Genomic DNA, 26,162 nt, shown 5'->3' with positions numbered 1-26,162 from the left:
TGATGCCCGTGGCCCATGCCCAGGGCCCATGCCCAGTGCCTGCCCCCGGGGTCCGAGCCCGGGACCTGTGCCACCTGCCCGATTGCACCCGCCTCAGGGCGGCGCTAGCCTGCCCCGGCCATATCTCCGAAGGAGCCCGACATGCCCGATACCGCCCCTGCCAGCTGGGAATCCCGCGCCGAATCGTCCAGCTTCTACGGCTTTACCGACCTGCCCTCGATCAAGGCACGCGGCACGGTGGTCATCACCCATGGCGAAGGGCCCTATGTCATCGACACCCATGGCCGCCGCTATCTGGATGGCAATTCGGGGCTCTGGAACATGGTCGCGGGCTTCGATCATCCCGGGCTCGCCGAGGCCGCCAAGGCGCAATATGACCGCTTCCCGGGCTATCACGCCTTTTTCGGACGGATGTCCGACCAGACCGTGATGCTGAGCGAGAAGCTGATCGAGGTCTCGCCCTATGATCGCGGCCGGGTCTTCTACACCAATTCGGGCTCCGAGGCGAATGACACGCTGGTCAAGATGCTGTGGTTCCTCGCCCGGGCCGAAGACCAGCCCCGGCGCCGCAAGATCCTGACCCGCAAGAACGCCTATCACGGGGTCACAGCGGTCTCGGCCTCGATGACCGGCAAGCCCTATAACGAGCTCTTCGGCCTGCCGCTGCCCGATTTCATCCACCTGACCTGCCCGCATTACTGGCGCGAGGGCCAGCCCGGCGAGACCGAGGCCCAGTTCACCGCCCGCATGGCCGCAGAGCTGGAAGAGGTCATCGCGCGCGAGGGCGCCGAGACCATCGCAGGGTTCTTCGCCGAACCGGTCATGGGCGCGGGTGGCGTGATCCCGCCCTCCGCGGGCTATTTCCAGGCGATCCAGCCGGTCCTGAAGAGACACGGCATCCCGCTTATCTCGGATGAGGTGATCTGCGGCTTCGGGCGCACCGGCCATGTCTGGGGCTGCGAGACCTACGACTTCGTCCCCGATGCCATCATCTCGTCGAAGGCGCTGACGGCGGGCTATTTCCCGATGGGCGCGGTGATCCTCGGCCCCGATCTGGCCGACCGGCTGCACAGGGCATCCGAGGCCGTCGAGGAATTCCCCCATGGCTTCACCGCCTCGGGCCATCCGGTCGGCTGCGCCATCGCGCTGAAGGCCATCGACGTGATCCTGAACGAGGGCCTGCTGGAGAATGTCCGCCGCCTGACGCCGCTGTTCGAAGACGGCATGAAACGCCTGGCCGAGAACCCCAATATCGGCGAGTTCCGCGGCAAGGGCCTGATGGGCGCGCTCGAAGCCGTCGCCGACAAGCCGACCCGGACGCCCTTCCCCTCGACCCTTTCGGTCAGCGAGCGGATCGCCAATACCTGCACCGATCACGGGCTGATCTGCCGCCCGCTGGGCCAGTCCATCGTGCTCTGTCCGCCCTTCATCCTGACCAAGGCCCAGATGGACGAGATGTTCACGAAGCTGGAGGCCGCACTGGGCGAGGTCTTTGCCGGTATCGGGGCGCAAGCGTGAGCACCGCCACCCCCGCGACCCAGGCGCTGAAACGCGCGGGCGTCGGCTTTCGCACGCTCGAATACGACTATGTCGCCGGTCAGGACCGGATCGGGCTGCACGCGGCCGAAGCCATCGGAACCGATCCCGGCCGGGTGCTCAAGACCCTCATGGTCGAGATCGACGGCAAGCCCGCCTGTGCGGTGATCCCTTCGGACCGCACGCTGTCGATGAAGAAGGTGGCGGCGGCCTTCGGCGCCAAATCGGCGCAGATGATGCCACCCGACAAGGCCGAACGCCTGACCGGCTTTCATACCGGCGGCATCAGCCCCTTCGGCCAGAAACGCCGCGCGCCGGTGGCCTTCGAGGTCAGCGCGCTGAACGTGCCCGAGATCGTGCTGAATGGCGGCCGCCGCGGGCTGATGGTGGCGCTGCCCCCTGCCGACGCGCTGGCGGCCGCCGAGGCGCAGGCCTCCGATCTCTGCGCCGCGCAGGGTTGAAAACGGGGCCGAGGGAAGATCCGGGGAGGCGGGGCGCGCGGCATCGGGGCGGATTGACCCGGGCCACGAAGCCGCCAAGATGGACCCGATGCCCGCGCAAAAGGACCTGACGATGCCGATCTACAATTACCGCTGCACCGCCTGCGAGGCCGAGTTCGAGCTTCTGCGCAGCCTCAGCGACGACAGCGCCCCGGCCTGCCCCGACTGCGGCAGTCCCGATCTCAGGCGCCTGCTGTCGCGCGTGGCGACCCCGGGCGGCAGCGCGAAACTGCTGAAAGGCGCGCGAAGCCTCGCCCGGAAGGAAGGACATTTCAGCAATTATTCGAAGGCCGAGCGGAAGAAGAGCGGGGTCTGAGCCCCGCGCAGCCCGGTCCCGTCCTCAGGCTGCTTGGCTCAGTCCTTCTGGCGGCGCCGCTTCTCGCGGAACTCGACCGCGAAGATCGCGGTCTGCGCGGCCAGAAACCCGAAGAAGACCGCCGCCGCGATCGAGGTCACGGTATGGACCGGCCCTGCGGTCAGATAGCCCCAGTCGGTCATGAGAAGGGTGACCAGCGTCACCGCGATGCCCACGCCCCAGGCGATCCGCCCTGTCGAAGGCTGTTTGCTGTCCTTGTCCATGCGCCGGAAAGTGGCACCGTCGGCTGCCACAGACAAGAGCGGCGTGCGGTCGCGGCCAGCCCTTCGCGCCCCCTCAGCGTGCCGCCTTCTCGGCGATCCCGCTGACCCCCTCGCGCCGGGCAAGCTCGGCCGCGACATCGGCCAGGCTCACGTCGCGGGCAGCGAGCATCACCAGCAGGTGATAGACCACATCGGCCGCCTCGGCGGTCAGCCGGACGCGATCGCCCCTGACCGCCTCGATGATCGCCTCGACCGCCTCCTCGCCGAATTTCTCGGCACATTTCTCGGGGCCTTTCGAGAACAGCTTCGCGGTCCAGGAGGTATCCGGATCGGCGCCCTTGCGCGCCTCGACAGTGGCGGCAAGACGCGCCAGCGCCTCGAGATCGGATGCGCTCATGTCAGCCTCACGGGGATGCCGGCGGCGGCCATATGGGCCTTGGCCTCGCCGATGGTGAATTCGCCGAAATGGAAGATCGAGGCGGCCAGAACCGCACTGGCCCCACCTTCGGTGACGCCCTCGACCAGGTGATCGAGCGTGCCGACCCCGCCCGAGGCGATCACCGGCACATCGACCGCATCGGAAATCGCGCGGGTCAGCGGCAGGTTGAAGCCGGCGCGCGTGCCGTCCCGGTCCATGCTGGTCAGAAGGATCTCGCCCGCGCCCTTGGCGACCACCGTCCTTGCGAAATCGACCGCGTCGATGCCGGTGGGCTTGCGCCCGCCATGGGTGAAGATCTCCCACTTGCCGGGGCCCACGGTCTTGGCGTCGATGGCGACCACGATGCACTGGCTGCCGAACTGGTCGGCCGCCTGATGCACCACATCCGGGTCGGCAACCGCCGCCGAGTTGAAGCTGACCTTGTCGGCGCCCGCCAGCAGCAGCGCGCGTACATCCTCGGCCGTCCGCACCCCGCCGCCCACGGTCAGCGGCATGAAGCACTGCTCGGCCGTCCGGCGCACGACATCGAACATGGTGCCGCGATTCTCGTGGGTGGCGTGAATGTCGAGAAAGCAGAGCTCGTCCGCCCCGGCCGCGTCATAGGCCTTGGCAGCCTCGACGGGATCGCCCGCATCGACGAGATTGACGAAATTGACCCCCTTGACCACGCGCCCCTCGGCCACGTCGAGACAGGGGATGATACGGATCTTCAGCATGGCGGCTCCTTTCGCGCCCTCATACCCCGCCGCCGCTCCGGTGGAAAGCGTCCCCGGCGGGGCTCTGCCCCGCACCCCGGGGGTATTTTCGCCAAGAAGAAACAGCGCCGTCTTCTTCCTGGCCGAAATACCCCGGGGGGAGTCCGAAGGACGGGGGGCAGCGCCCCCCTTGCCTCAGCCCTTCAGCGCGGCCAGCGCTTCGGCAAGGTCGATGGCGCCGTCGTAAAGCGCGCGTCCCGAAATCGCCCCCGAGATGACCCCCGTCGCCTGAAGCGCCCTGAGATCGGCCAGTGACGAGACGCCGCCCGAGGCGATCACCGGGATCGAGACCGCGCGCGCCAGCGCCTCGGTCGCGGCCAGGTTCGGGCCCGCCATGGCGCCGTCGCGGTCTATATCGGTATAGATGATGGCCGAGACCCCGGCATCCTCGAAGGATTTCGCCAGATCCGTCGCCGTCACGTCGGTTTCCTCGGCCCAGCCCTTGGTCGCCACCCGGCCCTTGCGGGCGTCGATGCCGACCGCGATCCGGCCCGGAAACGTCCGCGCGGCCTTACGCACCAGGTCCGGGTTCTCGACTGCCACCGTCCCGAGGATCACCCGGGCAAGCCCCTTGCCCAGCCACATCTCGATCGTCGCCATGTCGCGGATACCGCCGCCGAGCTGGGCCGGAACCTCGATCGCAGCAAGGATCGCCTCGACCGCATCGGCATTGACGGGCGCGCCAGCGAAGGCGCCGTTCAGATCGACCAGATGCAGCCAGTCGCAGCCCGCCTTCTGGAAGGCCAGCGCCTGCGCGGCCGGATCCTCGCCGAAGACCGTGGCCTTGTCCATGTCGCCCCTGAGCAGCCGCACACAGCGACCGTCCTTCAGATCGATGGCGGGATAGAGGATCATAGGCAGCGTCCTTTTCCGGTTCAGAGCCAAGGCTCTGTGGCAGGAACGCCCGCAGATTGCAACGGGACGCGACGCGGGACGCGCAGGCCATGCCCCTTGCCGGATCGCTGCCGACCTGCCAGATTCCCCTCATATGCTTTGGGAGGAGCACGATGCGTATCGCAATTCCGCTCGCGGCCCTGACACTGGCCGCCACCGCCGCCCATGCCGACCCGGTCGAAGGGGTCTGGCAGACGCCGCTCGACGATAGCGGCCATTTCGGCCATATCCGGATCGCCCCCTGCGGAGACGCCATTTGCGGCACGCTGGTCCGCGCCTATGACCGCGAGGGCCGCCAGGTCGAAAGCGGCAAGATCGGTCGGCAGATCCTCTGGGACATGAAACCCCAGGGCGGGGGGCGCTACGGCAAGGGCAAGGTCTGGGCCCCCGACCGCGACAAGACCTACAATGGCAAGATGGCGCTCGAGGGCGATGTCCTTTCGGTCTCGGGCTGCGTCATCGGCATCTGCCGCGATGGTGGACGCTGGAAGCGGGTGAAATAGCCACTGCCGCCGCGCCCGGACCGGCTCAGCGACGGATCTCGACGGTCTGGCGCAGCGCACCGCTCGTGGCATCGTAGATCAGGATGCGGTCATCGCGGGTGACGATCGCCACCCAGTCGCGACCGCGCGTCACCGCCTCGGCCTCGACCCCCTCGGGCAGCGTCAGCGCCGAAGGCAGCGGCAATGTCTCCTCCTGCCCCGGCATCCGGATGACAAAGAGCGCGACGATCACTAGAAAGCCGCCAATCATCGTCACCATCAACAGGGTGACGAGCATCCGCAGCAATTTGAGATCGGGGGGCAGCGCCTCCGGTTCGGGTTTGTCATCCATGTCCACGCCGCTCTCCTCGTCTCGTCGCCTCGCCGTCATCATCGGCCCGGCCCCGCCCGGCCGCCTTGATAAGGCGCTTGCCCGCGATGTGCCAGAGCAGGCCGGGCTGACCCGCTCGCGCCTGGCCAAGCTGATCGCCGCGGGCGCGGTCCGGCGAAACGGCATGGCGCTGACCGATGCCCGGGCGAAGGTGGCCGAGGGCGAGCAGCTCGAGATCGAGCTGGCCGAGCCCGTCGAGACCGAGACCCTTGCCGAGGACATCCCGCTGAGCGTGGTCTACGAGGACGACGCGCTGATCGTGATCGACAAGCCTGCGGGGCTTGTGGTCCATCCGGCGCCGGGCAGCCCCTCGGGCACGCTGGTCAACGCGCTACTGGCCCATTGCGGCGCAAGCCTCGCGGGCATCGGCGGCGAGCGGCGGCCGGGCATCGTGCACCGGATCGACAAGGAGACCAGCGGCCTTCTGGTCGCGGCCAAGACCGACAAGGCCCATGCCGCCCTCGCCGCGCAATTCGCGGCCCATACCGTCGAGCGGCAATACAGCGCCCTCGTCCATGGCCTGCCCGACGCCTCGGACCCGCGCCTGAGGGGCATCGCCGGGACCAGCTTCGAGCCCGGCGGGGTGCTGCGGATCGCCACCCGGATCGGGCGTCACCGCACCGACCGGCAGCGCCAGGCGGTGCTGGCTGCGGGCGGGCGTCATGCGGTGACCCGGGTCCGGGTGATCACCCCCTTCGGCACGCCCCCGGCGGCGGCGCTGGTCTCCTGCTGGCTGGAAACCGGACGCACCCACCAGATCCGGGTCCATATGGCCCATGCCGGGCACGGGCTGATCGGCGATCCGGTCTATGGCGGGCGGCGGCGGCTTTCGGAAAAGGCCCTGGGACGCGAGGCGGCGGCCGCTGCCGCCGCTTTCCCGCGGCAGGCGCTCCATGCCGCGACGCTGGGCTTCGTGCATCCAGAGACCGGCGAGACCCTGCGCTTTGCCGCCCCGCTGCCCGCCGACATGCAGGAACTGGTCCGGAGCCTCGAACGTTGAGACGGCGACGATCCGTTTTCTGCACAGATGCGTGAGCGGATGTAGCATTGACCCTTTTTCGACGGAATTCCGCACATTGTCCGTGTCATTATGCAGAGAGGCGGGAGTTGAACCGGTGGGTTCGATCATTACCTGCCTAGGAAAGATGCAGGAGCAACAGGGACCAGAATGAGCAACTATGCCAACCTTCCCGCCCCGTCCCCGGAACAGGGGCTGAACCGGTACCTGCAGGAGATCCGCAAATTCCCCCTGCTGGAGCCGGAAGAAGAATACATGCTGGCCAAGAGCTGGGTCGACCATCACGACACCGAGGCCGCGCACCGGCTGGTGACCTCGCATCTGCGGCTCGCGGCCAAGATCGCGATGGGCTATCGCGGCTACGGCCTGCCCCAGGCCGAGGTGATCTCGGAGGCCAATGTCGGGCTGATGCAGGCGGTCAAGCGGTTCGATCCGGAAAAGGGCTTCCGGCTCGCGACCTATGCGATGTGGTGGATCCGCGCCGCGATCCAGGAATACATCCTGCGGTCCTGGAGCCTTGTGAAGCTTGGCACCACCTCGGCCCAGAAGAAGCTGTTCTTCAACCTGCGCAAGGCCAAGGCCCGGATCGGCGCGCTGGAAGACGGCGACCTGAGGCCCGAGAACGTGCAGCGCATCGCCCATGACCTGAACGTCACCGAGGACGAGGTCATCTCCATGAACCGGCGCCTTTCGGGGGGCGACGCCTCGCTGAATGCGATGGTCGGCAGCGATGGCGACACCACGACCGAATGGCAGGACTGGCTCGAGGACGAGGATGCCAACCAGGCCGATGCCTATGCCGAGAAGGACGAGCTTGACAGCCGCCGTGCGCTTCTGACCGAGGCGATGGATGTGCTGAACGACCGCGAGAAGGACATCCTGATGCAGCGCCGGCTGAAGGAACAGCCGGTGACGCTGGAAGATCTGTCCGCGGTCTACAATGTCAGCCGCGAGCGGATCCGGCAGATCGAGGTTCGCGCCTTCGAGAAGCTGCAGAAGCGGATGAAGGATCTCGCCAGCCAGAAAGGTCTGCTTGCCCAAGTGTGACACGGGTGTGACACGGTCTGACCTGGGCTGACATGGCCTGACATGAGCGGGCAGGAAGCGCCCGGACCTCGTGTTGTCCGTTCAGGGAAGCGCCCCATTCCACGATCATCGCGGGCGCGTTCGGGCTGAGTGCCCCTTTGTATCCGGTGTGTGGAAATGGTTTCGGGCACTCGACCTTCCCTCGACAGGCTCGCCGAGGCGGCAACGAAGGCGGATATCGACAGCTTCGAGGCGATTTCCGACGCCTTGCGGAACAGGGCCGTGGCCGAGGACGGGCTGCGGCCCGGGCTCCTTCGCGAGATTGCCGCGGAAAGATGCCGGCTCACCGCAACTCCGGCCTTCCGGGATCTGAATGCCCGGCTCCGGGACGCCCATGCGGCAGCCGAACGCTGCGGCGACAGCGGGCGCCTGCAGACCCTCTCGGCGGCGCTGCGGCGTCAGAACGCGGTCCTGCTGGCCGCGCTGCGCACCCCCGAGGCACGGCATGAACTCCTGCCCGGCCCCGCCCGGGCGCTGTTCGACGCCATCGCCACAGGCGATCTCGCAGGGCTCGGCGCGGCCTTGCGCGATGCCGATCCCAATGCCCGCTACGGCAGTCGCGGCGAGACCGCGCTTGGCCGGGCGCTGTCGGTCGAGCGCCGCTCGCCCGCGGTCCTGCGGCAGCTGATCGCCGCCGGGGCCGACCCGAATGCGGGCGCTGCGGGCGGAAACGCCCCGCTCCATGCGCTTGGCGTCTATCCCCGCCCCTGGGAACCGCCCGAGATCACGGCCAGGCTCGCCCGGCTGCTGGTCGAGGCCGGGGCCGCGCTCGAGGCCGAGACCGAGGCCTATCGCTGGACCCCGCTGCATCGCGCCGTGCTGGAAGGCACGCCGCCGGTGCTGGAGGCATTGCTGGCGCTCGGGGCCGATCCCGACCGCCCCTTCGACCACCGCTCCGAGCCCTGGTTCACGCCCGGCCGTCTGCCGTTGCAGATCGCGGCGGCCGATCATGCCATGGTCGACTGCCTGCTCCGGTACGGCGCCCGGCCCCATGCGCTCGATGCCCGGGGCGAGGGTGTCCTGCCCTATCTCGAAGGCCGGCTCGGTCAGCCCCTCGCCTGCGGCGGGCCGGGCGGCCTTTACCGGGGCGAAGTCGAGCGCGCGATACGCACCATCCGGGCCTGGCCGCACCCGTCGTGACCGCGGGCCGCAGCAGCGTTCCGGGCGCGCGCCCGTCCGCTCAGGGCATCAGGGCCAGCCAGACCCAGACCGTCAGGATCGAGCCCAGCGTCGCGAACAGCACCGCCGAGGCCGCGACCCGCCGCGCCGCGCCATACATGTTGGCAAAGATATAGGCATTGACCCCCGGCGCCATCGCCGCCGTCAGCACCGCCGAGCGGAACTGTCCGGTGGACAGGCCCAGCATCGTGCCCATGCCCCAGACCACCGCCGGATGCAGCACCAGAGACACGGCGCAGGCGAACAGAACCGTGCGCAGATCGCCCTCGGGGCGGTAGCGCGCCAACACCCCACCCAGCCCGAACAGCGCGGCGGGCAGCGCCGCCTTCACCATCAGATCGACCGCATTCTGAACCACCAGCGGCACCGGGATGCCGCCCAGGTTGACCGCCAGCCCCAGCGCGATGCCGATCACCAGCGCGTTGCGGAACATCGCCCGGAAGATCGCGCCCGAGGTCCGCACCAGCCCCGCGCCGCGATTGCGCACGATCTCCATCGCGGTCAGCCCGACGCCGTAGCAAATCGGCGAATGCACCGCGATGATGGCATAGTTGGGGGTCAGCGCCTCGACACCGAAGGCGCGCTCGGTGATCGGGATGCCCAGCAGGACCGAATTCGAGAACAGCCCGATGAAGCCGATCGCGACGCTGTCCTCCCAGGTCCGCCGGAACATGAACCGCGCGCCCAGAAGCCCCGCGGCAAAGCCCGACAGCGCCCCGGTATAAAAGCTCAGAAGCAACCGCCAGTCGAAATTCTGCCCCAGATCCAGCGTCGAGACCGCGCGGAACAACAGGCAGGGAATGGCGAAATGCTGGGTGAACTTCATCAGTCCGTCGACGCCGGAATCGGAAAACAGCCCGCGCCAGACCGCGACATAACCGAAACCGAGCACCAGGAAGACCGGAAGGATGACCTCGATCAGCGCTTCCATCAATCGGCCAGGCGCAGAACCATGCCGTCATAGGCCGGGGTCACGCTGTCGGGGGTCTCTGCCTCGAGCCGGTCATAGTCGAGATCGATATGCATGTTGGTCAGCACCGCGCGGCGCGGCGCGGCGCGCTCGATATAGCCAAGCGCGGCCTCGAGGTTCAGATGGGTCGGATGTGGCGCATAGCGCAGCGCATCCAGCACCAGGATCTCGAGCCCCTCGAGCAGCGGCCAGCTTTCCTCGTAAAGCTCGGCCACGTCGGGCAGATAGGCCAGCCCCCCGATCCGGAAGCCCAGCGCGTCGATGGCACCGTGACGGGCGCGGAACGGCATCAGCGTGACCGGCCCCCCTGCCCCCATCACGGTCACCGGCCCGTCGATCGGGTGCAGATCGAGGATCGGCGGATAGGGCGAGCCCTCGGGCTGGATGAAGGCATAGCCGAAGCGCGAGATCAGCGCCTCCTGGGTCGGCCCGTCGGCCCAGACCGGCAGCCGCCGGCGCATGTTGAAGACAATCTGGCGCAGATCGTCGATGCCATGGACATGATCGGCATGGGCATGGGTATAGACCACCGCGTCGATCTCGCCCACGCCCGCCTGCAGCAGCTGCGCGCGCAGATCGGGCGAGGTGTCGATCAGCACCCGGGTCACGCCCGCCGCGGTCTCGCGCTCGATCAGCATCGAGCAGCGCTGGCGGCGGTTCTTCGGATTGTCGGGGTCGCAGGCGCCCCAATGCCCGCCCAGCCGCGGCACACCGCCCGACGAGCCGCAGCCCAGGATGGTGAAGCGCAGCTCGGCGCTCACGCCGCGGCCCGCCAGCCGGCGGCCTTCGCGAAGAGCCGGTCGAAATTGGCCTGGGTCCGGGCCGCGAATTCGGCAGGCTCGAGACCGAAGACCTCGGCCCCGACCCGCGCGGTATGGGCGGCGAAGGCGGGCTCGTTGCGCTTGCCCCGATGGGGCGGCGGCGCCAGATAGGGAGCGTCGGTCTCGACCAGGATCCGATCAAGGGGGGCTGCGGCGAAGATCTCGCGGATCTCCTTCGATTTCGGGAAGGTGGCGATACCCGACATCGACAGGTAGAATCCGAGATCGAGCGCGGCACGGGCCAGTTCGGGCGACGAGCTGAAACAATGCATCACGCAGCCATAGGCGCCGTTGCTATATTCCCCGGCCAGAATCTCCGCCATGTCGTCATCGGCTGCGCGGGAATGGATGATCAGGGGCAGCCCGCTGTCGCGCGCGGCGGCGATATGGATACGCAGGCTCTGCTTCTGCACCTCGGCCGAGTCGGCGCTGTAGTGATAGTCAAGCCCGGTCTCGCCGATGCCCACGAATTTCGGATGCGTCGTCAGCGCCAGCAGCTCGTCGAGCGTGGCCATCGGCTCTTCGGCCGCGCTCATCGGATGGGTGCCGGCGGCGTAGAAGACGGGCGCATAGCGCTCGGCGATCTCGCGCACCTGCGGCTCCTGCCGCAGGCGGGTGCAGATCGTCACCATGCGGGTGACGCCAGCGGCCTCGGCCCGGGCCACCACCTGGTCCAGTTCATTCGCGAAGTCGGGGAAGTCGAGGTGACAGTGGCTGTCGGTAATCTGGGGGGTCTCGGTGTCGCTCATCTCGCCTCAGGCGGCCAGTCGGCCGGCGGTCTCGTCCAGTCTGAGAACCGTATCGAGGATGAGGGAAGCCGGGTCAAGGTTCACCGCCCGGCCCTGGCGGGCGCGCGCAGTCAGTTCCTGCGCGGCTTCGGCCCAGACCCGCGCCGCATGGGCATCGGGGGCCAGCCGGGTCAGAAGCGCGGCCTCGCCTGCCGCGGCCTCGGGCGGCGGGGTGCCGGTTGCACCGGTCCGGGCCAGCCGGGTCAGCACCAGTTCGATCAGCCTCAGCACCAGATCGAAACGCCCTTCCGCGCCCCTCCCCGCCGTGCTTTCGGCAAATTTCAGAAGCCGCATCCGGTCGAGCCGGGGATGCCCGGCCAGAAGCGCCACCAGATCGGCATAAAGCGCAAGACCGTCCTGCCGGGCCAGCCGGATCGCCTCGCCGACCGAGCCGCCCGACAGTTCGGCCAGCGCGGCGCCATGGCTGTCATCCTGCCCCGCCTGCGCCAGCGCCTCTGCCATCTCGGCAGGCCCGAGCGGCCCCAGCCGGAGCTCGCGGCAGCGCGAGCGGATCGTCGGCAGAAGCCGCGCGGGCGAATGGCTGACCAGCAGCAGCGTCGCATTCGCGGGCGGCTCCTCCAGGAGTTTCAGCAGCGCATTGGCCGCGCTCACATTCATCTCGTCGGCGGAATCGACGATCACCACCCGCCGTCCGCCCTCGGCCGAGGACAGCGCGAAGAAGGATTTCAGCCGCCGCACATCGTCGACCCGGATCTCGGCCGACAGCGCGTTGCCCTTGTCGTTGGGCCCCCGCCTGAGCACGAAAAGCCCGGGCTCGGATTGCGCCGCCATCCGCCGCGCGACCGGGTGATCGGCCGGAACCGCAAGACTGTCGGGCGCGGGCGCGGCCCCGAAAAGCCCCGCCCCCTCTGCCGCTGCGGGCCGGGTCAGCAGAAAGCGCGCGACCGACCAGGCCAGCGTCGCCTTGCCCACCCCGCGCGGCCCGGTGATCAGCCAGCCGTGATGCATCCGCCCGCCCGCGAAGGCCTCGAGGAACGCGGCCTCGGCGGCCTCCTGTCCGATCAGGCGGAGCGTGTCGCGCGGATGCGGCGCGCCCTCGATCCGGTCGGGTTCGGGAAGCTCGGCATCGCTCATGCCAGCGCCTCGTCCGTCAGCCGGGCGATGTCGCGGGCGACCTCTTCGGGCGCGCGGTCGGCCGCGATCACGCGGCAGCGGCCGGGAAACTCGGCGGCAAGGTCCAGAAAGCCCTGGCGGCTGCGGGCCTGCAACGCCTCGCCGAAATCCTCGAACCGCTCCTCATGCCCGTTGCGCCCCCTGGCGCGCGCAAGCCCGGTCTCGGGGGGCATGTCGAGAAGGAAGGTCAGGTCGGGCTCGCAGCCGATCATCAGATCGTGCAGCCGGTCCACCATGGCCCGCAGGTCTCCCCGGGTGATGCCCTGATAGATCCGGGTGGAATCGGCGAAGCGGTCGCAGATCACCACCGCGCCGCGATCGAGCGCTGGACGGACCGTCCTTTCCAGATGGTCGCGCCGGGCCGCCGTGAACAGAAGAAGCTCGGTCTCGGGCGACCAGCGGTCGGGGTCGCCCTCGAGCACCAGCCGCCGGATCTGCTCGGCCCCCGGACTGCCGCCGGGCTCGCGCGTCAGCACGACCTCGCGGCCCTGGCCGCGCAACCGCTCGGCAAGCCGGCGCGCCTGGGTCGATTTGCCCGAGCCGTCGATACCCTCGAAACTGATGAACTGCGCGCCCCTGCCCATTTCAGAGATCGGCGGCCTTCTCTTCGGCCCAGCGCAGGATCACCTCGGTCGCGGTCCGCAGCCGCGGCACGAAGCCTCCCCGCGCCACGTCGCGCTCGGCCACCAGCGGCACCCTCAGGGGCTCCATGTCGGGACGCTGGATCACCAGTTCGCCCAGCTCCTGGCCAGCCACGATCGGCGCCAGCACCGGATCGTGGTAATGCACCTCGGCCTCGACCGTGTCGCGCACGACGGCGGGCAGCAGCACTTCCAGATCGTCGCGGGCGACAAGGCCGACCTTCTCGATCTCGCCCATCCAGACATCGGTCTCGGCCAGCCGTTCGCCCCGGCGCAGAACGTCGCGCTGGACGAACTGGCGGAACGCCCAGTTGATGATCCGCTCGCCTTCCTCGGCGCGCTGCTCGGAACTGTCCAGCCCCGAGACCACGAAGGTGACCCGCCGCCCGTTCTGCAGCGCCGAACCGACGAGCCCATAGCCCGCCTCCTCGGTATGGCCGGTCTTCAGCCCGTCGGCGCCGATCCCGAGCTTCAGAAGCGGGTTGCGGTTGAAGCGGTTCTGCGGCGCGCGGCCGTCATAGTCGTATTCCTGCTCGCCGAAGAAACCGTAATATTCGGGAAACTCGTCAATCAGCCGCATCGCCAGAACGCCCAGATCATGCATGCTCATGCGCTGGTTGGGATGCGGCCAGCCGCTGGCATTGGCGAAGGTCGAATTGGTCATGCCCAGCACATGGGCGCGCTCGGTCATCAGCCGGGCGAAGGCCTCTTCGGTGCCCGCCAGCCCCTCGGCCACCACCACGCAGGCATCGTTGCCCGACTGCACGATGATGCCCTGGATCAGGTCCTCGACGGTCGGCCGGTCGCGCTCGTTGAGAAACATCGTCGAGCCGCCCATCGCCATCGCCCTGGACGAGACCGAGAACTGGGTCTCGAGCGTCACCCGGCCGTCGCGCAGCGCCTCGAACAGCATGTTCAGCGTCATCAGCTTGGACATCGAGGCCGGCGGCACCGGCTGATCGGCATTCTTCGACAGCAGCACGGTGCCGGTCGACTGGTCGACGACATAGGCAGCGCCCGCCCGGGTCTCGAAACTGGCCTGGGCCGGAGCGGCAAGCGCCAGCAGGGAAAGGGCCCCGGCAAGGGCGGACAGGAAGGTCGGTCGCATGGTCACCTCTCGCATTGGGTCCGGCGTCGCAGGGACGGCTCAGCGGTTGACGGCACAGGCATCGTCACGGCCCGGCCCGCGCACCGCCCCGATCAGCGCCGTCCGGTCGGCTCCGGTCTTAGCGGGACCGGCGACGACGCGCCAGAGCCGCCGCCCTCCCGGATCCGGCGCGCGGATTTCGGCCGAGAGCCCGGCCTTGCCGAACCGCACGCCCCTCGCCGCCGCCCCATCGGCGCTCTCGGGGGTGGCCAGATGCACGAAACCGCCCTTGACCGCTTCCGCGCCCGGGGCCTCTGCCCTCCGGTCCGCAGCCTGCCGCGCAGGCGCGCGCCGGAGCGCGGAGACGGCGATCCCGGACGGCGTCCCTTCCGGCAGCCCGATCTGCGCCGCGGCTTTCAAGGACACCCGCAGCCGCCGCCCCCGGGGGTCGCCTTCGCGTCGGAGCAGCGTCCCCGCAGCCGACCGGCCGGTTCCGGAATTGCGGATCGGAACGCCTCCGGGAACGGCCGCATCGGGAGGCGCACCGCGGAGCCCGGCCTTCTCGACATGGAAGATCTCCGGCGCCTCGACCTTCTCGTCTTCCGCTGCCGCGGCAATGGCAGGCTCGACCCGGACAGGCGCAGCACGGGCCGACGCAGGATGGGCAGGCGCGGCACGGGGGCCGCCTGTCCTGAAAAACCCGGTACCGGCGCCCATCTGGCAGGCGGCCAAACCGCCCGCAGCGCCCGGAAGGACCGCCACAGGCGCCATCCGATATGCTTGCATGCCTTGCCCCTCTTTCGCGCAGGTTCACCATGCTGCGTCGTCTTCGCGCCCGGGGTGCCGGGCCGACCGGCCCGCGCCTCGGGACGATGTCTGAAAGCATAGCCCCGGAGCGCCTGCAAGAAAAGCCGCCTCCCCATCGCTTTTCCCGTCCCCATTCCCGTCCCCGCGCCGCGATTCCCCCAACGCCCCTTGTGGATAGAGAAGGCAGTTGTCGCCCCGGGGCCGAGCGGGTAAGTCTGACCTGCACTGTCCGGACCGGCGGCCACCTCCCCTTGGGTCAGGCCCAAAATGCGACAGCGACATAAGGATGAGTGGCCGAGCGGTCGAAGGCACTGGTCTTGAAAACCAGCGAACCGAAAGGTTCCGTGGGTTCGAATCCCACCTCATCCGCCAAGATCCATAGGACATTGATTTAACCGGGACGAAACGCCACCCCGCATCAAACCCGCGATCCGGTGAGACCCTCGGCGCGGGCCGGGTCTTCCGCCGGTCAGGGGAAAGCGCCACCAACGGGAGACCGGCGCCAACCGCGACACCAGACAGGCCCTTCGCCACGACGCCTGTCCCGTTTTGTCGCGCGGCCGCGATTTCGCACCTTCCCCTCGGTCGTCGCCCCTCGTGCAATCCCCATCATCCCTCCTTGTCGATATAGCGCCTGGGCGTCTCGCCCGTCATCTGCCGGAAGAATGCGATGAAGGCGCTGTCGCTCGAGAAGCCCAGTTCCGATGCCACCCGCGTCACGCCAAGCCCCGAGGCAAGCAGGTCCACCGCCCGCAGGAGCCGCCAGCTTTGCCGCCATGCCTGATAGCTCATGCCCGTCTCGCGGCGGAAGATGCGCGAGATCGTCCGCGCGGTGACGGCGATGCGGCCCGACAGGACCTCCAGCCCCGGCGGAAGCTCGTCGAGATCGAGCCGGGCCAGACGCGGATCGGATGGCACCGGCAGCAGCATGGGTTCATGCCGCGCCGTGGCAAGCTCATCCAGACAGACCGCCAGCAAATTCCGCGCCGCTCCCGCAGACCAGTCCGTGTCGAAGGGCTGCAGGCTCATGCGCTCGAACACCTCGCGCAACAGCGGGGTCATCGCGACGATCGCCGTCCCGGCAAAGGGCACGGCGACACGGGTCCCGTCGAGATAGATGGAACGGTATTCAACCTCGCTGCGGATGGTGACGCGATGCGGCGTTCCGGGCGGGATCCATGCCATCCGGATCGGTGGCAGGATCGAGGTCGCGTCAGGCAGCCTGATCCGGATCGATCCTGCATGGGCGAAAAGCAGCTGGCCACGCGCATGGCTGTGCCAACCGGAATCGTGCTGAACCATGCGCGAGGCGATGCCGACGACCGGCCGGGCCAGTCGGTCGACATCGAACGGGTCCGACGGTGCCAGCCATGCCACGGCGCTTCCCCCTATGTCGGATTTCAGATGTATTTTGACATTATGTTTGTAACCGGCGAAATGGCACCGCGATAGAGCACGCGGAACGTAACAGAATCCGGGTTCCGCCATGTTCCGCCATCCGCCCCTCGCGCTTGTAATGCTCCTTTTGAGCTTCCCTCAGATCGTCGAGACCATCTACAGCCCCGCCCTGCCGCTGATCGCTTCGGCCTATCGCGCCACGCCCGAAGAGGCCGCGCAGACCCTGTCCTTGTGGTTTGTCGCCTTCGCCCTCGGCGTGGTCGGCTGGGGACGGCTCTGCGACATCATCGGCCGCCGTCCCGCATTGCTTGCAGGCCTTGCGCTTTATGCCCTCGGCGCGGGTTGGGCCCTGATCGCGACGGCGTTTCCGCACCTCCTGATCGCACGGCTCCTCTCGGCCTTCGGCGCGGCGGTCGGCTCGATCGTCACGCAGACCTCGCTGCGCGACAGCTATCGCGGCACCGAGCTCTCCCGCGTCTTCGCCCTGCTGGGCCTTGCCCTCGCGGTCAGCCCGGCCATCGGCATGCTCCTCGGGCAGGCGATCTCCTCCCATGCCGGTCACCGGGGCCTGTTCGCCGGGCTTGGCCTGCTTGCGATTGCCCTGTTCGCCCTGAGCCTTGCCTTCTGGCCCGAAACGCGGCCTGCCGAAATTCCGCCGCAGCGGTTTCTGCCGACAGTGCGGGACATGTCGCGGGACGGCCAAATCTGGCGCAATGCGGTGTTGATCGCGGCCTTCAACCTCGCCATCTTCGGATATTATCAGCTCGGCCCCTTCCTGTTCGAGCGCCTGGAAAACCGCTGGCTGGAATTCGGGCAAAGCGGCCTTGTGCTGGCGGCGGCCTCGCTGCTGGGCGCATATGCGAATTCACGTCTGCTGCGGCGCGGCAAAAGCCCCGGACAGATCGTCGGATATGGCGTCCTTCTGCTGACACTCGGTGCGCTGCTGGTGACCCTGCTGGCATCCGGCCCGGCCTTCCTGATCGGGACGGCCATCGTCGCCCTGGCCTATGCCATTGCAATCCCGAACATCCTTGCAGAGGCCTTGCGGAACTACGCCGACAGGCTCGGCACCGCGGGCGCGATCCTGAGCCTGCTCTACTACACGCTCCTCGGGCTGGGCCTCGCAATCGCCGGCTGGGGGCAGAGGCTGGATCTTCTCCTCCTCGCCTGCGCCATGCTTGCCGCGCTTGCCATCCGGCGGCCTTCCGTGGCGGACAGATGATCCCCGGGCAAGCAGGCGCCGGAGAGCCGGGTGGCGCGCAGGCTCTCGCAGCGCACCGTCTCGGCGGCGCTGCCCTCCCGCCGGAAAGCCCCCCTTCGCTGGTCGACAGGGCTGCGAGGCGCAAGGATCGCGCGGTGGGGGGCATCGCAGCCGCGCTCGCGTCAGGGGGCCAGGCTTCCGATCCGAGCGCATCCGGTTTGAAAGAGCGGGCAGGACAAGGCCGCAGGGCGCCGATCCATGCCCGCGACGGCACCGGACTCTCGCCGGAGAATTCGGATCTCACGGCAGTGCTGCAGGACAGATGCCCTCCGGGCGGAAGGCGCGCAATCGCCCCCTCGCGCGCGGGCCCGGATCGCGGCCCGGTCCGGCACCGAGGGCCGTCCCACGGGTCGCACAGAGGGCCGCATGCTTGCGGGACAGTCGGACATATCTTTTCTACAGAGGGCCGAGGCGACCGGGGCCGATTGATGCAGGGCCGAAATCGGAGCGGGAGGGGCAGATCGCCATTCGAGGGATGTTGCGAAGCCCCCGGGCCGAAGGCCAGCCGATATCCCCCGATCCCACGGGCAACCTTGCGCCATGCCGGACCTTCGGAAGAGGGCTCGGCGGGCCGGTGCAACGCCTGCTGCGCCCGAACCGACGGGAGCCCCGGATCGTCTTCAGCGAGGACGATTCGAATCTTCCCCGGATTGGTGCTATATCGCCGTCACAAAGCCCATCCTGCGGATCAGCCCTGAAAGGAGCCATCCATCGACGCTCATATGCTCACCGCCCTGATCCTGACCCCGTTCGTGCTGGCTTTCCTCTATGCCGGCTTCCACGAATACCTCCGGTTCAAATCGGACGGCCGTGCCACCTATGGCCTGGTGTTCGATGAAGAGACGGGGACATCCTACGTGACCGGAATCGGCCAGGAAGACGAGGCTTTCGATCCGGAAGAGTTCAACCCCGATGACTACAACGACCCGACGCCCACCGGGGAGGCGGAGGACGGCAGGCCCTGAGCCTTGCCCTCCGCAGGCATTCTGAAACCCGGGATTTGCTGCAGCCTGGCGCGTCCAGCCGCCCCGATCCTCCGGGCGGGACGCGCGCGTTCGTGGCGCCGTCCAGCTGGAAGATACCGCATCAGGCAAGCAGACACCCGGATCGACGCCGTCATTCGGATGCCGGTCGGTTCTGCGGAGGGTCGAGACCGGAATGCCGTCTCCTTTCAAATGCCCTGTCCCTGAAGTTTTCATTGCCCTCGCGCACAGGACGCGGGGGGTAAAGGCGCGGTGCAACGAAACAGATTTCCCCGGCTGATCGGCGCTGACAGTGAAACCGCAACGGACCCCGGAGGCGCTCGCCCGAACGGCGGTCCTGCAGATGCGCGGGAACCCGGATGCGGCGCCGACCCCCGGCATCCACGGGGTGTCGGAGTGCCGGGAGATCCGGCGTTCCAATGATGACCGAAAGGGTCGTCGCGGACGGCCCATCCTGCCCGGATCGAGCGGGCCGCCGAGGCGGCTACGGGCAGAGCCCATCCTGCCCGAAGGACGCTCCCGGCCCCCGACCGCCCGGGGGGATGTCGCCGACCCCCGGGACGACGGCCCCCGCCGGCCGCGATAGGGGCAACAAGGGCAGATGCCCCCTGCTCCGGTGCTGCGCCGAAGAGGCCGCGACCGACGCCCGCTCGACCACCTCGACCGCTGACATGCCCACGCGGCCGACGCCTGTTGCTGGCCCTGCCCGCCCGCGCCACCGGCCTTCCCGCCGGAAGGCAAGGCTTGCTTCAGATCGCGGATGCCGTCCGTGGGGCAGCACACGGCCTGCAGCTTCGCAGTCCGGCGCCAGAGCCTCCTCGCCCATTCTGCCGGGACCAATGGGACATGGCCGATCCTCTGGCCTTGACGCCCACGCCATGCCCCCGGGGCCACGCGACGCGTTCTTTAAAGTCCGGGCCGTCAAGCCGGATAGATCCAGCGTCGATCAGGCCCCACGGCTTACGAAACCGACCGCCTCTCTTGCTCAATGCCTTCGCCCGCCATCGGGTTCGAAAGCCTCCTTCGGAGAGGATCAGGTCACAGGGGCGATCCGCCATGTCATAGGCCGACGGGCGCGTCGCCGCGATCGGCTGCTATCTCCCCGAGGGAGCGGCCGCCGCTGGACGGCATCCGAAGGCCCTGGCCAGATAGGGCCCGGTCACCGACAGGCTGTCCGAGATCAGCCCGGCGGGGGCGCCCTGATAGATGATGCGACCTCCGCGCCGACCCGCACCGGGGCCCATCTCGATGACATGGTCCGCAGCCGCGATCATGTCGAGATTATGCTCGACGACGATCAGCGTCATTCCCCGCTCGGTGAGGGTCCTGAACAGCTTTATCAGACGCTCGACATCGGCCATGTGAAGACCGGAGGTCGGCTCGTCGATGACGTAGATACGGCCAGCGCGCCCGAGTTCGGCGGCCAGTTTCAGCCTCTGCCGCTCGCCGCCCGACAAGGTCGACAGGCGCTGCCCGATCTGCATATAGGCCAGCCCCACCTGCTCCAGCCGCGCGAGCGCCTCCGTGATCGCCCGGTGACTGCGAAACAGGGCCCGGGCTTGCGGGGCGCGCAGCCCCATGACCCGGTCGATGGAATGTCCCGCGACCCGAATGGACCGGGCTTCGACGCCATAGCCCGAGCCGGCGCAGGCCTCGCATGGCGCCTCGACCGCATCGAGAAAGGCCAGATCGGTCCTGACCGTCCCGCGCCCCTTGCAGACGGGACAGCCACCGGCCGCGTTGGTGCTGAACAGCCCGACGGGCTTTCCGCTCGACCGGGCGAATTCCCGACGGATATCGTCCATGATGCCGAGATAGCTGGCAGGCGTGGAGCGGGACGAGCCGCGAAGCTCGGCCTGGTCGATGACGACGACATCGGCACGGCACCCCGGCAATATGCGACTGGCAAGCGTGGATTTCCCGGACCCCGCAACCCCCGCGATCACCGTCATCACGCCCAGGGGAATATCGACGGAAAGATCCTGCAGGTTGAACATCGACCGGTTGCGCAGGCCGATCCAGCCGGTTGGCCTGCGGGGCGTCGGGTTGAGGTCATGAGACTTTCGAAAGCCGCAGCCGGTCGGGGTCTCCGCCTGCCGCAGGCCGGCCACCGTCCCCTGATAGACAATGGTTCCGCCGGATGTCCCGGCGCCGGGGCCCATATCGACCACGTGATCGGCGATGGCGATCAGATCGGGGTCATGCTCGACCAGCAGGACGCTGTTGCCCTTTTCCCGAAGGCGAAGCAGCAACTGGCCGAGATGATGCACGTCCCGGGCGTGAAGCCCGACGCTCGGCTCGTCAAGGATATAGGCGATATCCGAAAGGCTGCTGCCGAGATGGCGGATCATCCTGATCCGCTGCGACTCGCCGCCCGAGAGCCCGGACGTGCCGCGATCCAGACTGAGATAGTCGAGACCGATCTCGATCATGCTCTCGAGCTTCTCGGTCAGCGCGGACAAAACCGGACGCATTTCCGGCACATCGATCCCGCGAATGAACTCCAGCAGTTCGCTGGCCTCCATCGCCGCGCAATCCGCGATATTGCGCCCCGCGATCCGGCAGGACAGCACGTCCGGATTGAGACGGCCGCCGCCGCAGGCTTCGCAGGGCCCGCTGAGGGTGATGCGGCTCAGGGCGTCGCGCTCGGCCTCTGACAGATCCGCCTCGTCGCGGTCGAGGAACGAACGCCGGAGGCGCGGCAGAACGCCCTCGTAAACCGTGCTTTTCGGCCAGCCCGGCTTCGGATCGGTGACCGGCGTGCCCTCCTCGACGGTCAGGCGCCTCCATTCCGCCTCGCCATAGGCGGAAAGCGGCTTCGAGGTATCGAAGAAGCCGGACAGGGCATAGCGTTTCCAGCGCCACGCCCCCGGTTCGAACCCCGGGAACAGGATCGCGCCCTCGTCCAGCGAGCGGACGCGGTCGAACAAGGCGGCCTGATCGATCCTGCGCACCGTTCCCAGCCCCTGACATCGCGAGCACATCCCGTCGGGGTTATTGAAGGAAAACAGACTGGATTCCCCCACATGCGGCGTGCCGATGCGGGAAAAGAGCAGCCGCAGCAGGGCATATATCTCGGTTGCGGTCCCGACCGTGGATCGACGATTCCCGCCCAGACGATGCTGATCGACAATGATCGAGGCGGGCAGGTTCTCTAGCCGGTCCGCATCCGGCTGGCCATGATGCGGAAGCCGGTTGCGCACGAAGCTCGGATAGGTCTCGGCCAGCTGGCGCTGGGATTCAGCGGCGATGGTGTCGAACAGAAGCGAGGATTTCCCCGAACCGGAAACGCCGGTAAAGACCACGATCCGGCCCTTGGGGATGTCGAGCGAGACATTCCGGAGATTGTTCGTGCGTGCGCGCAGGATGCGCATCGGCCTGTCAGTCATCCGCGCAGACCTCTGCCTGCAACCCGCTGACCGCCTTGCGGCAAAGCTCGGCGAAGATCGCCTGTTCCCCCGGCGTCATCACCGAGGCCACCCGCTGCGCGGCGTCATGCCGCTGCAGGGCCGCGCGGTCCATGAAGGCCCTGCCCTCTGCGCTGAGCATGGTCGCCTGGACACGCCGGTCCTCATCATCGGGGACCTGATCCACGAGCCCCAGATCCTTGAGCACCCGCAATGCCTTCGAAAGCTGCGGACGCGCGACACCAAGCCGGTCGCTGAGGACCGACGGGCGCAGGGCCCCCTCGATGCGCAGGACATCCAGAACGTCATACTGGGCCCAGGTCACCGTCTCGGGTGTGAACCGATTGCGTCGGGCAACCAGCTCGCACTGCAACAAGGACAGCGCGCTTTCGAGAGGATCGATATTATTGGTTTCCATATGGAAATGATATTCCTGCAAAAAGAGCCCGTCAATGCAATTGCGCAGACCGGATGATGCCCTTTCCGACATCATCCTTGCAGCGAAGCCCCGGGCCTGCGCTGCGCGCCCGGGCTTTTGGAAGAAGGATGCGAAGCCCCTGCCCGAGAGGCGGACAACGCAGGCGCGCCCGGGCCGGACGGGCCGGGGCCCGACCGCCTGTCACCGGGGCCGGCAGCAGGGACGCCTAGGCCCGATCCGCGGCGAGTTCCTCAACGAGGATCGCCGCGATCTCGCGGCAATCGGCGGGCGAAAAGGTCAGCGGCAGCCGCAGATCGATCAGCCCGGCCAGCACCCGGTCGGTCTGGGGCAAAGGCTCGGGCGCGGCATAGCCCCAATGGACATAGCGCGAGGTGAAGCCCTGCGGCTGCTCGGCGCCGAACCATTTCAGTTCAACCCCGCGCGCGGCGGCGCGGGTCAGGAAGGCCGCGATGCGCCCGGGTTGCCAGCCGGGCAGCCGGAACTGGAAGGACGAGCCGACGAAACGCTCGCAGGCGGGCCGCGCGATCAGCGCGATCCCCGGCGTGGCGCGAAGCCCCGCCTCGAGCGCGCGGTAAAGCGCCTCCCAGCGCGCGACACGGTCCGGCAGCCCGGCCAGTTGCGGCCGCAGGATCGCGGCACGCAGCGCATCCATCCGCCCCGAGACATTCGGCACCTCGGCCAGGAGCCCCTCGAAATGCTCGGGCGCCGGGGCTGCGCGGTGGCGCGGATACATCATGTAGGACCCCGAGAGCAGCACCGCCCGGGCCATCAATCCGGGATCGTCCGAGATCAGCAAGCCCCCCTCGCCCGAATTGAGATGCTTGTAGGTCTGGGTCGAATAGCAGGCCATCGCGCCATGCCGCCCCGACGGCACCCCGTTCCAGGCGGCCCCCATCGTATGGGCGCAATCCTCGATCACCGCGACCCCCGCGCCGTCGCAGATCGCCATCAGCCGGTCCATGTCGCAGATATGGCCGCGCATATGCGACAGCAGCAGCACCCGCGCCCCGGTTCCGGCGATCCGGGCCTCGAGATGGCCGAGATCGATCACCAGATCGGGCGTGACCTCGACCAGCACCGGCCGCGCGCCGAGGCTGGCAATCGCGCCCGGCACCGGTGCCAGCGTAAAGGCATTGGTCAGGACCGGCTCGCCGGGGCCGACCTGCAGGGCGCGAAGCGCGGTGGCCAGAGCATAGCCGCCCGAGGCCACCGCCAGCGCGAAACGCGCCCCGGTGAAGGCCGCGAACTCCTCTTCGAGCAGCGCCACCTCGCCCGCCTCGTCCCCGGCAAGATTGTAGCGATGCAGCCGCCCGTGCCGGAGCACCGCGACCGCCGCCTCGATCGCCGCCTCGGAGAGCGGCTCCTGCTGGGTGAAGCTGCGGGAAAAGCGCCGCCCCATGGCTCAGGCCGCGGGCAGAAGCTTCGCGACGAGGCCGTCGAGCTCGGCATAATCGGCCATCAGGGCATCGGGTTCCAGCCCGGGCATCTCGTCCGCCGCCGGACCGAAGCTGACCAGCACGCAGGGCACGCCCGCGGCGCGCGCGGTTGCGCGGTCGGTGAAGGTATCGCCGACCAGAAGCGAGCAGCCGACCTGCCCGCCCGCCTGCTCGACCGCCAGCGCATAAGGCGCCGGGTCGGGCTTGCGCACCGGCAGCGTATCGGCACCGACCAGCGAGGCAAACAGCCCGCGCACGCCGAGCCGGGTCATCAGCTCTTCGGCCAGCGCCGTGGGCTTGTTGGTGCAGATCCCGACCCCGATGCCCGCCTCGCGCAGTCGCTCGACCGCCTCGACGGCGCCGGGATAAAGCCGGGTATGGCGGTCGAGCCCGGCCGCGTAATGATCGAAGAACAACGGATACTGTTCGGCCACCGGCGCGTCTTCGCCGATCAGCCCCAGCCGTTCGAAGCCGAGCTGAAGCATCGCCCGGCCGCCCAGGAAGGCGGTCGTCGCATCGGCCTCGGCATCGAGCAAAGCGCCCTGCCCCAGCGCCTCGAAGCAGGCATTGGCCGCGTCGATCAGATCGCGGCTGGTATCGGCCAGCGTTCCGTCCAGATCGAAGATTACCGTCCTCATGCGTGCCTCTCTTTCCCGTCCGTGCCTCTGTAACAGAGCGAAATGCCAAGTGAACCGGCCGCCGGTTGCGAACCGCAGGAACCGCGATAAAAGGGGGACGAGAAAAAGGAAAGAGCAGATACCCCCATGCCCACCGCCCTGATCCTCCTGGCCGCCGGCCAGGGCAGCCGGATGATGTCCGACCGTGCCAAGGTGCTGCACGAGGTCGCCGGAGCGCCGCTTCTGGCCCATGCGATGGCGGCCGGCCGCGCGCTCGACCCGGCCCTGACCGTCGTCGTGACCGGACATCAGGCCGAGGCGGTGCGCGTCGCGGCACTCGACATCGACCCCGAGGTCGCCGTCGTCGAGCAGACCGAGCAGCTTGGCACCGGCCATGCCGTGGCCCAGGCGCGCCCCGCGCTGGACGGGTTTTCGGGCGACGCGATCGTGCTTTACGGCGACACCCCCTTCATCCGGCCAGAGACGCTCGAGGCGATGATGGCGGCGCGCGCCGATCATGCGGTGGTGGTACTGGGCTTTCATGCCGCCGACCCCAAGCGCTACGGGCGGCTGGTGATGGCCGGCGAGACGCTCGACCGGATCGTCGAATACAAGGACGCGACCGAGGCCGAACGCGCCCTGACCCTGTGCAATTCGGGCGTGATCGCGGGCGATTGCGCGACCCTGTTCGAGCTGATCGGCGCGCTGTCGAACGACAATGCGGCGGGCGAATACTACCTGACCGACGTGGTCGGGCTGGCCCGCACGCGCGGGCTGTCGGCCGGTGTCGTGATCTGCGACGAGGCCGAGACGCTGGGCGTCAATTCGCGCGCCGATCTGGCTGCGGCCGAAGCCGCCTTCCAGGCCCGCGCCCGCACCGAGGCGCTGGAGAACGGCGTGACGCTGACAGCGCCCGAAACCGTCTTCTTCGCCTTCGACACCGTGATCGGCCGCGATGCGGTGATCGAGCCCAACGTGATCTTCGGCCCTGATGTCACCGTCGAATCCGGTGCCCGGATCCGGGCCTTTTCGCATCTCGAGGGCTGTCATGTCAGCCGCGGCGCCGTGGTCGGGCCCTTCGCCCGCCTGCGCCCCGGCGCGGAACTTGCCGAGGATGTGCGGGTCGGCAATTTCGTCGAGATCAAGAATGCGCAGGTGGCCGAGGGCGCCAAGGTCAACCACCTGACCTATATCGGCGACGCCACCATCGGCGAGCAGGCCAATATCGGCGCGGGCACCGTCACCTGCAATTACGACGGCGTCTTCAAGCACCGCACCGAGATCGGCGCCCATGCCTTCATCGGCTCGGACACGATGCTGGTGGCGCCGGTGCGGATCGGCGCCCATGCCATGACCGCCTCGGGCTCTGTCATCACCTCGGACGTGCCCGAGGACGCGCTGGCACTCGGCCGCGCGCGCCAGCAAGTCAAGCCGGGGCTCGCGCGGCGGCTGATGGACCGCCTTCGGGCCGAAAAAGCAAAACGATAGGGACAGAAGGCGGGATATCCCGCCTC

Annotated in this window: 27 protein-coding genes and 1 tRNA gene; 11 read left to right on the top strand and 17 right to left on the bottom strand. The window is 68.4% G+C overall.

Going from position 1 to position 26,162, the window contains the following annotated elements:
• Window positions 1–141: 141 nt before the first annotated feature.
• The 3 genes from ACK8CO_RS16450 to ACK8CO_RS16440 all read left to right on the top strand — a co-directional run bounded on the left by ACK8CO_RS16450 (window position 142) and on the right by ACK8CO_RS16440 (window position 2,352).
• Window positions 142–1,518 (top strand): aminotransferase, encoded by a 1,377-nt coding sequence (locus ACK8CO_RS16450; protein ID WP_414897334.1) that lies wholly within the window; start codon window positions 142–144, stop codon window positions 1,516–1,518.
• The gene (gene ybaK / locus ACK8CO_RS16445) at window positions 1,515–1,997 is read left to right on the top strand and encodes a Cys-tRNA(Pro) deacylase (protein WP_080616856.1); all 483 of its coding nucleotides are present in this window, start codon (window positions 1,515–1,517) and stop codon (window positions 1,995–1,997) included. The genes ACK8CO_RS16450 and ybaK overlap by 4 nt, the downstream gene beginning before the upstream one ends.
• A gap of 88 nt (window positions 1,998–2,085) precedes the next feature.
• A complete protein-coding gene (locus ACK8CO_RS16440; RefSeq protein ID WP_414897333.1) occupies window positions 2,086–2,352 on the top strand; it encodes an FmdB family zinc ribbon protein in 267 nt (88 codons plus the stop codon).
• A gap of 38 nt (window positions 2,353–2,390) precedes the next feature.
• Here the strand turns inward: ACK8CO_RS16440 and ACK8CO_RS16435 are convergent, their stop codons facing one another.
• From ACK8CO_RS16435 to hisA, 4 genes are all read right to left on the bottom strand, one after another.
• Window positions 2,391–2,615, bottom strand: a complete 225-nt coding sequence (locus ACK8CO_RS16435; protein WP_080616857.1) for a hypothetical protein — start codon at window positions 2,613–2,615, stop codon at window positions 2,391–2,393.
• A gap of 73 nt (window positions 2,616–2,688) precedes the next feature.
• Window positions 2,689–3,012, bottom strand: coding sequence for a phosphoribosyl-ATP diphosphatase (locus ACK8CO_RS16430; RefSeq protein ID WP_414897332.1), 324 nt, complete (start codon window positions 3,010–3,012; stop codon window positions 2,689–2,691).
• Complete coding sequence (gene hisF / locus ACK8CO_RS16425; protein ID WP_414897331.1) at window positions 3,009–3,770, bottom strand: imidazole glycerol phosphate synthase subunit HisF; 762 nt, start codon at window positions 3,768–3,770, stop codon at window positions 3,009–3,011. The genes ACK8CO_RS16430 and hisF overlap by 4 nt, the downstream gene beginning before the upstream one ends.
• 174 nt (window positions 3,771–3,944) lie before the next feature.
• Window positions 3,945–4,664, bottom strand: coding sequence for a 1-(5-phosphoribosyl)-5-[(5-phosphoribosylamino)methylideneamino]imidazole-4-carboxamide isomerase (gene hisA / locus ACK8CO_RS16420; protein WP_414897330.1), 720 nt, complete (start codon window positions 4,662–4,664; stop codon window positions 3,945–3,947).
• Between the two features lie 152 nt (window positions 4,665–4,816).
• Between hisA and ACK8CO_RS16415 the strand changes: the two genes are divergently transcribed.
• A complete protein-coding gene (locus ACK8CO_RS16415; RefSeq protein ID WP_414897329.1) occupies window positions 4,817–5,206 on the top strand; it encodes a DUF2147 domain-containing protein in 390 nt (129 codons plus the stop codon).
• Window positions 5,207–5,231: 25 nt separating this feature from the next.
• On the opposite strand, the gene ACK8CO_RS16410 is transcribed toward ACK8CO_RS16415, so the two are convergent.
• Entirely contained in the window at window positions 5,232–5,537 is a 306-nt protein-coding gene (locus ACK8CO_RS16410; RefSeq protein WP_414897328.1) for a DUF6476 family protein, read from the bottom strand.
• Here ACK8CO_RS16410 and ACK8CO_RS16405 point away from each other — a divergent pair.
• From ACK8CO_RS16405 to ACK8CO_RS16395, 3 genes are all read left to right on the top strand, one after another.
• Window positions 5,536–6,576 carry an RluA family pseudouridine synthase gene (locus ACK8CO_RS16405; RefSeq protein WP_414897327.1) on the top strand — a complete coding sequence of 347 codons (1,041 nt, stop codon included), beginning with the start codon at window positions 5,536–5,538 and terminating at the stop codon, window positions 6,574–6,576. The genes ACK8CO_RS16410 and ACK8CO_RS16405 overlap by 2 nt on opposite strands.
• A 168-nt stretch (window positions 6,577–6,744) precedes the next feature.
• Window positions 6,745–7,641 carry an RNA polymerase sigma factor RpoH gene (gene rpoH / locus ACK8CO_RS16400; RefSeq protein ID WP_080616864.1) on the top strand — a complete coding sequence of 299 codons (897 nt, stop codon included), beginning with the start codon at window positions 6,745–6,747 and terminating at the stop codon, window positions 7,639–7,641.
• A 156-nt stretch (window positions 7,642–7,797) separates the two neighbouring features.
• Entirely contained in the window at window positions 7,798–8,820 is a 1,023-nt protein-coding gene (locus tag ACK8CO_RS16395) for an ankyrin repeat domain-containing protein (RefSeq protein ID WP_414897326.1), read from the top strand.
• A 40-nt stretch (window positions 8,821–8,860) separates the two neighbouring features.
• Here ACK8CO_RS16395 and ACK8CO_RS16390 read toward each other — a convergent pair whose 3' ends face one another.
• From ACK8CO_RS16390 to ACK8CO_RS16360, 7 genes are read right to left on the bottom strand one after another with little or no spacing between them, the layout of a single operon-like run.
• Entirely contained in the window at window positions 8,861–9,790 is a 930-nt protein-coding gene (locus ACK8CO_RS16390) for an AEC family transporter (RefSeq protein WP_414897325.1), read from the bottom strand.
• Window positions 9,790–10,590, bottom strand: a complete 801-nt coding sequence (locus tag ACK8CO_RS16385; RefSeq protein ID WP_414897324.1) for an MBL fold metallo-hydrolase — start codon at window positions 10,588–10,590, stop codon at window positions 9,790–9,792. The genes ACK8CO_RS16390 and ACK8CO_RS16385 overlap by 1 nt, the downstream gene beginning before the upstream one ends.
• On the bottom strand, window positions 10,587–11,399 hold the full coding sequence (locus ACK8CO_RS16380; protein ID WP_414897323.1) for a TatD family hydrolase: 813 nt from the start codon (window positions 11,397–11,399) through the stop codon (window positions 10,587–10,589). The genes ACK8CO_RS16385 and ACK8CO_RS16380 overlap by 4 nt, the downstream gene beginning before the upstream one ends.
• 6 nt (window positions 11,400–11,405) lie before the next feature.
• Window positions 11,406–12,533, bottom strand: coding sequence for a DNA polymerase III subunit delta' (locus tag ACK8CO_RS16375; RefSeq protein WP_414897322.1), 1,128 nt, complete (start codon window positions 12,531–12,533; stop codon window positions 11,406–11,408).
• Window positions 12,530–13,156: a dTMP kinase gene (gene tmk, locus ACK8CO_RS16370; protein ID WP_414897321.1), complete on the bottom strand. Its 627-nt coding sequence runs from the start codon at window positions 13,154–13,156 to the stop codon at window positions 12,530–12,532. Before tmk ends, ACK8CO_RS16375 begins: the two co-directional genes overlap by 4 nt.
• Window position 13,157: 1 nt before the next feature.
• Entirely contained in the window at window positions 13,158–14,321 is a 1,164-nt protein-coding gene (locus ACK8CO_RS16365) for a D-alanyl-D-alanine carboxypeptidase family protein (protein ID WP_414897320.1), read from the bottom strand.
• Between the two features lie 39 nt (window positions 14,322–14,360).
• Entirely contained in the window at window positions 14,361–15,086 is a 726-nt protein-coding gene (locus ACK8CO_RS16360) for a hypothetical protein (RefSeq protein ID WP_414897319.1), read from the bottom strand.
• A 305-nt stretch (window positions 15,087–15,391) separates the two neighbouring features.
• Between ACK8CO_RS16360 and ACK8CO_RS16355 the strand changes: the two genes are divergently transcribed.
• Window positions 15,392–15,479: transfer RNA gene (locus tag ACK8CO_RS16355), tRNA-Ser, on the top strand.
• A gap of 237 nt (window positions 15,480–15,716) precedes the next feature.
• On the opposite strand, the gene ACK8CO_RS16350 is transcribed toward ACK8CO_RS16355, so the two are convergent.
• The gene (locus tag ACK8CO_RS16350) at window positions 15,717–16,484 is read right to left on the bottom strand and encodes an AraC family transcriptional regulator (protein WP_414897318.1); all 768 of its coding nucleotides are present in this window, start codon (window positions 16,482–16,484) and stop codon (window positions 15,717–15,719) included.
• Between the two features lie 148 nt (window positions 16,485–16,632).
• Between ACK8CO_RS16350 and ACK8CO_RS16345 the strand changes: the two genes are divergently transcribed.
• Complete coding sequence (locus ACK8CO_RS16345) at window positions 16,633–17,727, top strand: MFS transporter (protein WP_414897317.1); 1,095 nt, start codon at window positions 16,633–16,635, stop codon at window positions 17,725–17,727.
• Between the two features lie 761 nt (window positions 17,728–18,488).
• Complete coding sequence (locus ACK8CO_RS16340; protein WP_231119109.1) at window positions 18,489–18,731, top strand: hypothetical protein; 243 nt, start codon at window positions 18,489–18,491, stop codon at window positions 18,729–18,731.
• A gap of 1,112 nt (window positions 18,732–19,843) precedes the next feature.
• Here the strand turns inward: ACK8CO_RS16340 and ACK8CO_RS16335 are convergent.
• From ACK8CO_RS16335 to ACK8CO_RS16320, 4 genes are all read right to left on the bottom strand, one after another.
• On the bottom strand, window positions 19,844–22,138 hold the full coding sequence (locus ACK8CO_RS16335) for an ATP-binding cassette domain-containing protein (RefSeq protein ID WP_414897316.1): 2,295 nt from the start codon (window positions 22,136–22,138) through the stop codon (window positions 19,844–19,846).
• Window positions 22,131–22,574 (bottom strand): MarR family winged helix-turn-helix transcriptional regulator, encoded by a 444-nt coding sequence (locus tag ACK8CO_RS16330; RefSeq protein ID WP_414897315.1) that lies wholly within the window; start codon window positions 22,572–22,574, stop codon window positions 22,131–22,133. Before ACK8CO_RS16330 ends, ACK8CO_RS16335 begins: the two co-directional genes overlap by 8 nt.
• Window positions 22,575–22,800: 226 nt before the next feature.
• The gene (locus tag ACK8CO_RS16325; RefSeq protein ID WP_414897314.1) at window positions 22,801–23,994 is read right to left on the bottom strand and encodes a DegT/DnrJ/EryC1/StrS family aminotransferase; all 1,194 of its coding nucleotides are present in this window, start codon (window positions 23,992–23,994) and stop codon (window positions 22,801–22,803) included.
• Between the two features lie 3 nt (window positions 23,995–23,997).
• Window positions 23,998–24,669 carry an HAD-IA family hydrolase gene (locus ACK8CO_RS16320; protein ID WP_080616877.1) on the bottom strand — a complete coding sequence of 224 codons (672 nt, stop codon included), beginning with the start codon at window positions 24,667–24,669 and terminating at the stop codon, window positions 23,998–24,000.
• 126 nt (window positions 24,670–24,795) lie between these two features.
• Here ACK8CO_RS16320 and glmU point away from each other — a divergent pair, with 126 nt between their 5' ends.
• Window positions 24,796–26,136 carry a bifunctional UDP-N-acetylglucosamine diphosphorylase/glucosamine-1-phosphate N-acetyltransferase GlmU gene (glmU, locus tag ACK8CO_RS16315; protein ID WP_414897313.1) on the top strand — a complete coding sequence of 447 codons (1,341 nt, stop codon included), beginning with the start codon at window positions 24,796–24,798 and terminating at the stop codon, window positions 26,134–26,136.
• Window positions 26,137–26,162: the final 26 nt, after the last annotated feature.

Origin of the sequence: Rhodovulum sp. HP10 (genome assembly GCF_047553435.1) — a bacterium.
In the GTDB taxonomy this organism is placed as follows: Bacteria; Pseudomonadota; Alphaproteobacteria; order Rhodobacterales; family Rhodobacteraceae; genus Rhodovulum.
This window is presented reverse-complemented; position numbering and strand designations above follow the sequence as displayed.

Bases quoted from the DNA above. Each gene is read 5' to 3' on its own strand.
- ACK8CO_RS16430 (WP_414897332.1), bottom strand. From the start codon at position 3,012: ATGAGCGCATCCGATCTCGAGGCGCTGGCGCGTCTTGCCGCCACTGTC.
- ACK8CO_RS16390 (WP_414897325.1), bottom strand. From the start codon at position 9,790: ATGGAAGCGCTGATCGAGGTCATCCTTCCGGTCTTCCTGGTGCTCGGT.
- ACK8CO_RS16440 (WP_414897333.1), top strand. From the start codon at position 2,086: ATGCCCGCGCAAAAGGACCTGACGATGCCGATCTACAATTACCGCTGC.
- ACK8CO_RS16415 (WP_414897329.1), top strand. From the start codon at position 4,817: ATGCGTATCGCAATTCCGCTCGCGGCCCTGACACTGGCCGCCACCGCC.
- ACK8CO_RS16325 (WP_414897314.1), bottom strand. From the start codon at position 23,994: ATGGGGCGGCGCTTTTCCCGCAGCTTCACCCAGCAGGAGCCGCTCTCC.
- hisF (WP_414897331.1), bottom strand. From the start codon at position 3,770: ATGCTGAAGATCCGTATCATCCCCTGTCTCGACGTGGCCGAGGGGCGC.
- rpoH (WP_080616864.1), top strand. From the start codon at position 6,745: ATGAGCAACTATGCCAACCTTCCCGCCCCGTCCCCGGAACAGGGGCTG.
- ACK8CO_RS16435 (WP_080616857.1), bottom strand. From the start codon at position 2,615: ATGGACAAGGACAGCAAACAGCCTTCGACAGGGCGGATCGCCTGGGGC.
- ACK8CO_RS16375 (WP_414897322.1), bottom strand. From the start codon at position 12,533: ATGAGCGATGCCGAGCTTCCCGAACCCGACCGGATCGAGGGCGCGCCG.
- ACK8CO_RS16450 (WP_414897334.1), top strand. From the start codon at position 142: ATGCCCGATACCGCCCCTGCCAGCTGGGAATCCCGCGCCGAATCGTCC.
- ACK8CO_RS16380 (WP_414897323.1), bottom strand. From the start codon at position 11,399: ATGAGCGACACCGAGACCCCCCAGATTACCGACAGCCACTGTCACCTC.
- ACK8CO_RS16340 (WP_231119109.1), top strand. From the start codon at position 18,489: ATGCTCACCGCCCTGATCCTGACCCCGTTCGTGCTGGCTTTCCTCTAT.
- ACK8CO_RS16320 (WP_080616877.1), bottom strand. From the start codon at position 24,669: ATGAGGACGGTAATCTTCGATCTGGACGGAACGCTGGCCGATACCAGC.
- ACK8CO_RS16410 (WP_414897328.1), bottom strand. From the start codon at position 5,537: ATGGATGACAAACCCGAACCGGAGGCGCTGCCCCCCGATCTCAAATTG.
- ACK8CO_RS16330 (WP_414897315.1), bottom strand. From the start codon at position 22,574: ATGGAAACCAATAATATCGATCCTCTCGAAAGCGCGCTGTCCTTGTTG.
- hisA (WP_414897330.1), bottom strand. From the start codon at position 4,664: ATGATCCTCTATCCCGCCATCGATCTGAAGGACGGTCGCTGTGTGCGG.
- ACK8CO_RS16365 (WP_414897320.1), bottom strand. From the start codon at position 14,321: ATGCGACCGACCTTCCTGTCCGCCCTTGCCGGGGCCCTTTCCCTGCTG.
- ACK8CO_RS16405 (WP_414897327.1), top strand. From the start codon at position 5,536: ATGTCCACGCCGCTCTCCTCGTCTCGTCGCCTCGCCGTCATCATCGGC.
- ACK8CO_RS16395 (WP_414897326.1), top strand. From the start codon at position 7,798: ATGGTTTCGGGCACTCGACCTTCCCTCGACAGGCTCGCCGAGGCGGCA.
- glmU (WP_414897313.1), top strand. From the start codon at position 24,796: ATGCCCACCGCCCTGATCCTCCTGGCCGCCGGCCAGGGCAGCCGGATG.
- ACK8CO_RS16360 (WP_414897319.1), bottom strand. From the start codon at position 15,086: ATGCAAGCATATCGGATGGCGCCTGTGGCGGTCCTTCCGGGCGCTGCG.
- tmk (WP_414897321.1), bottom strand. From the start codon at position 13,156: ATGGGCAGGGGCGCGCAGTTCATCAGTTTCGAGGGTATCGACGGCTCG.
- ACK8CO_RS16335 (WP_414897316.1), bottom strand. From the start codon at position 22,138: ATGACTGACAGGCCGATGCGCATCCTGCGCGCACGCACGAACAATCTC.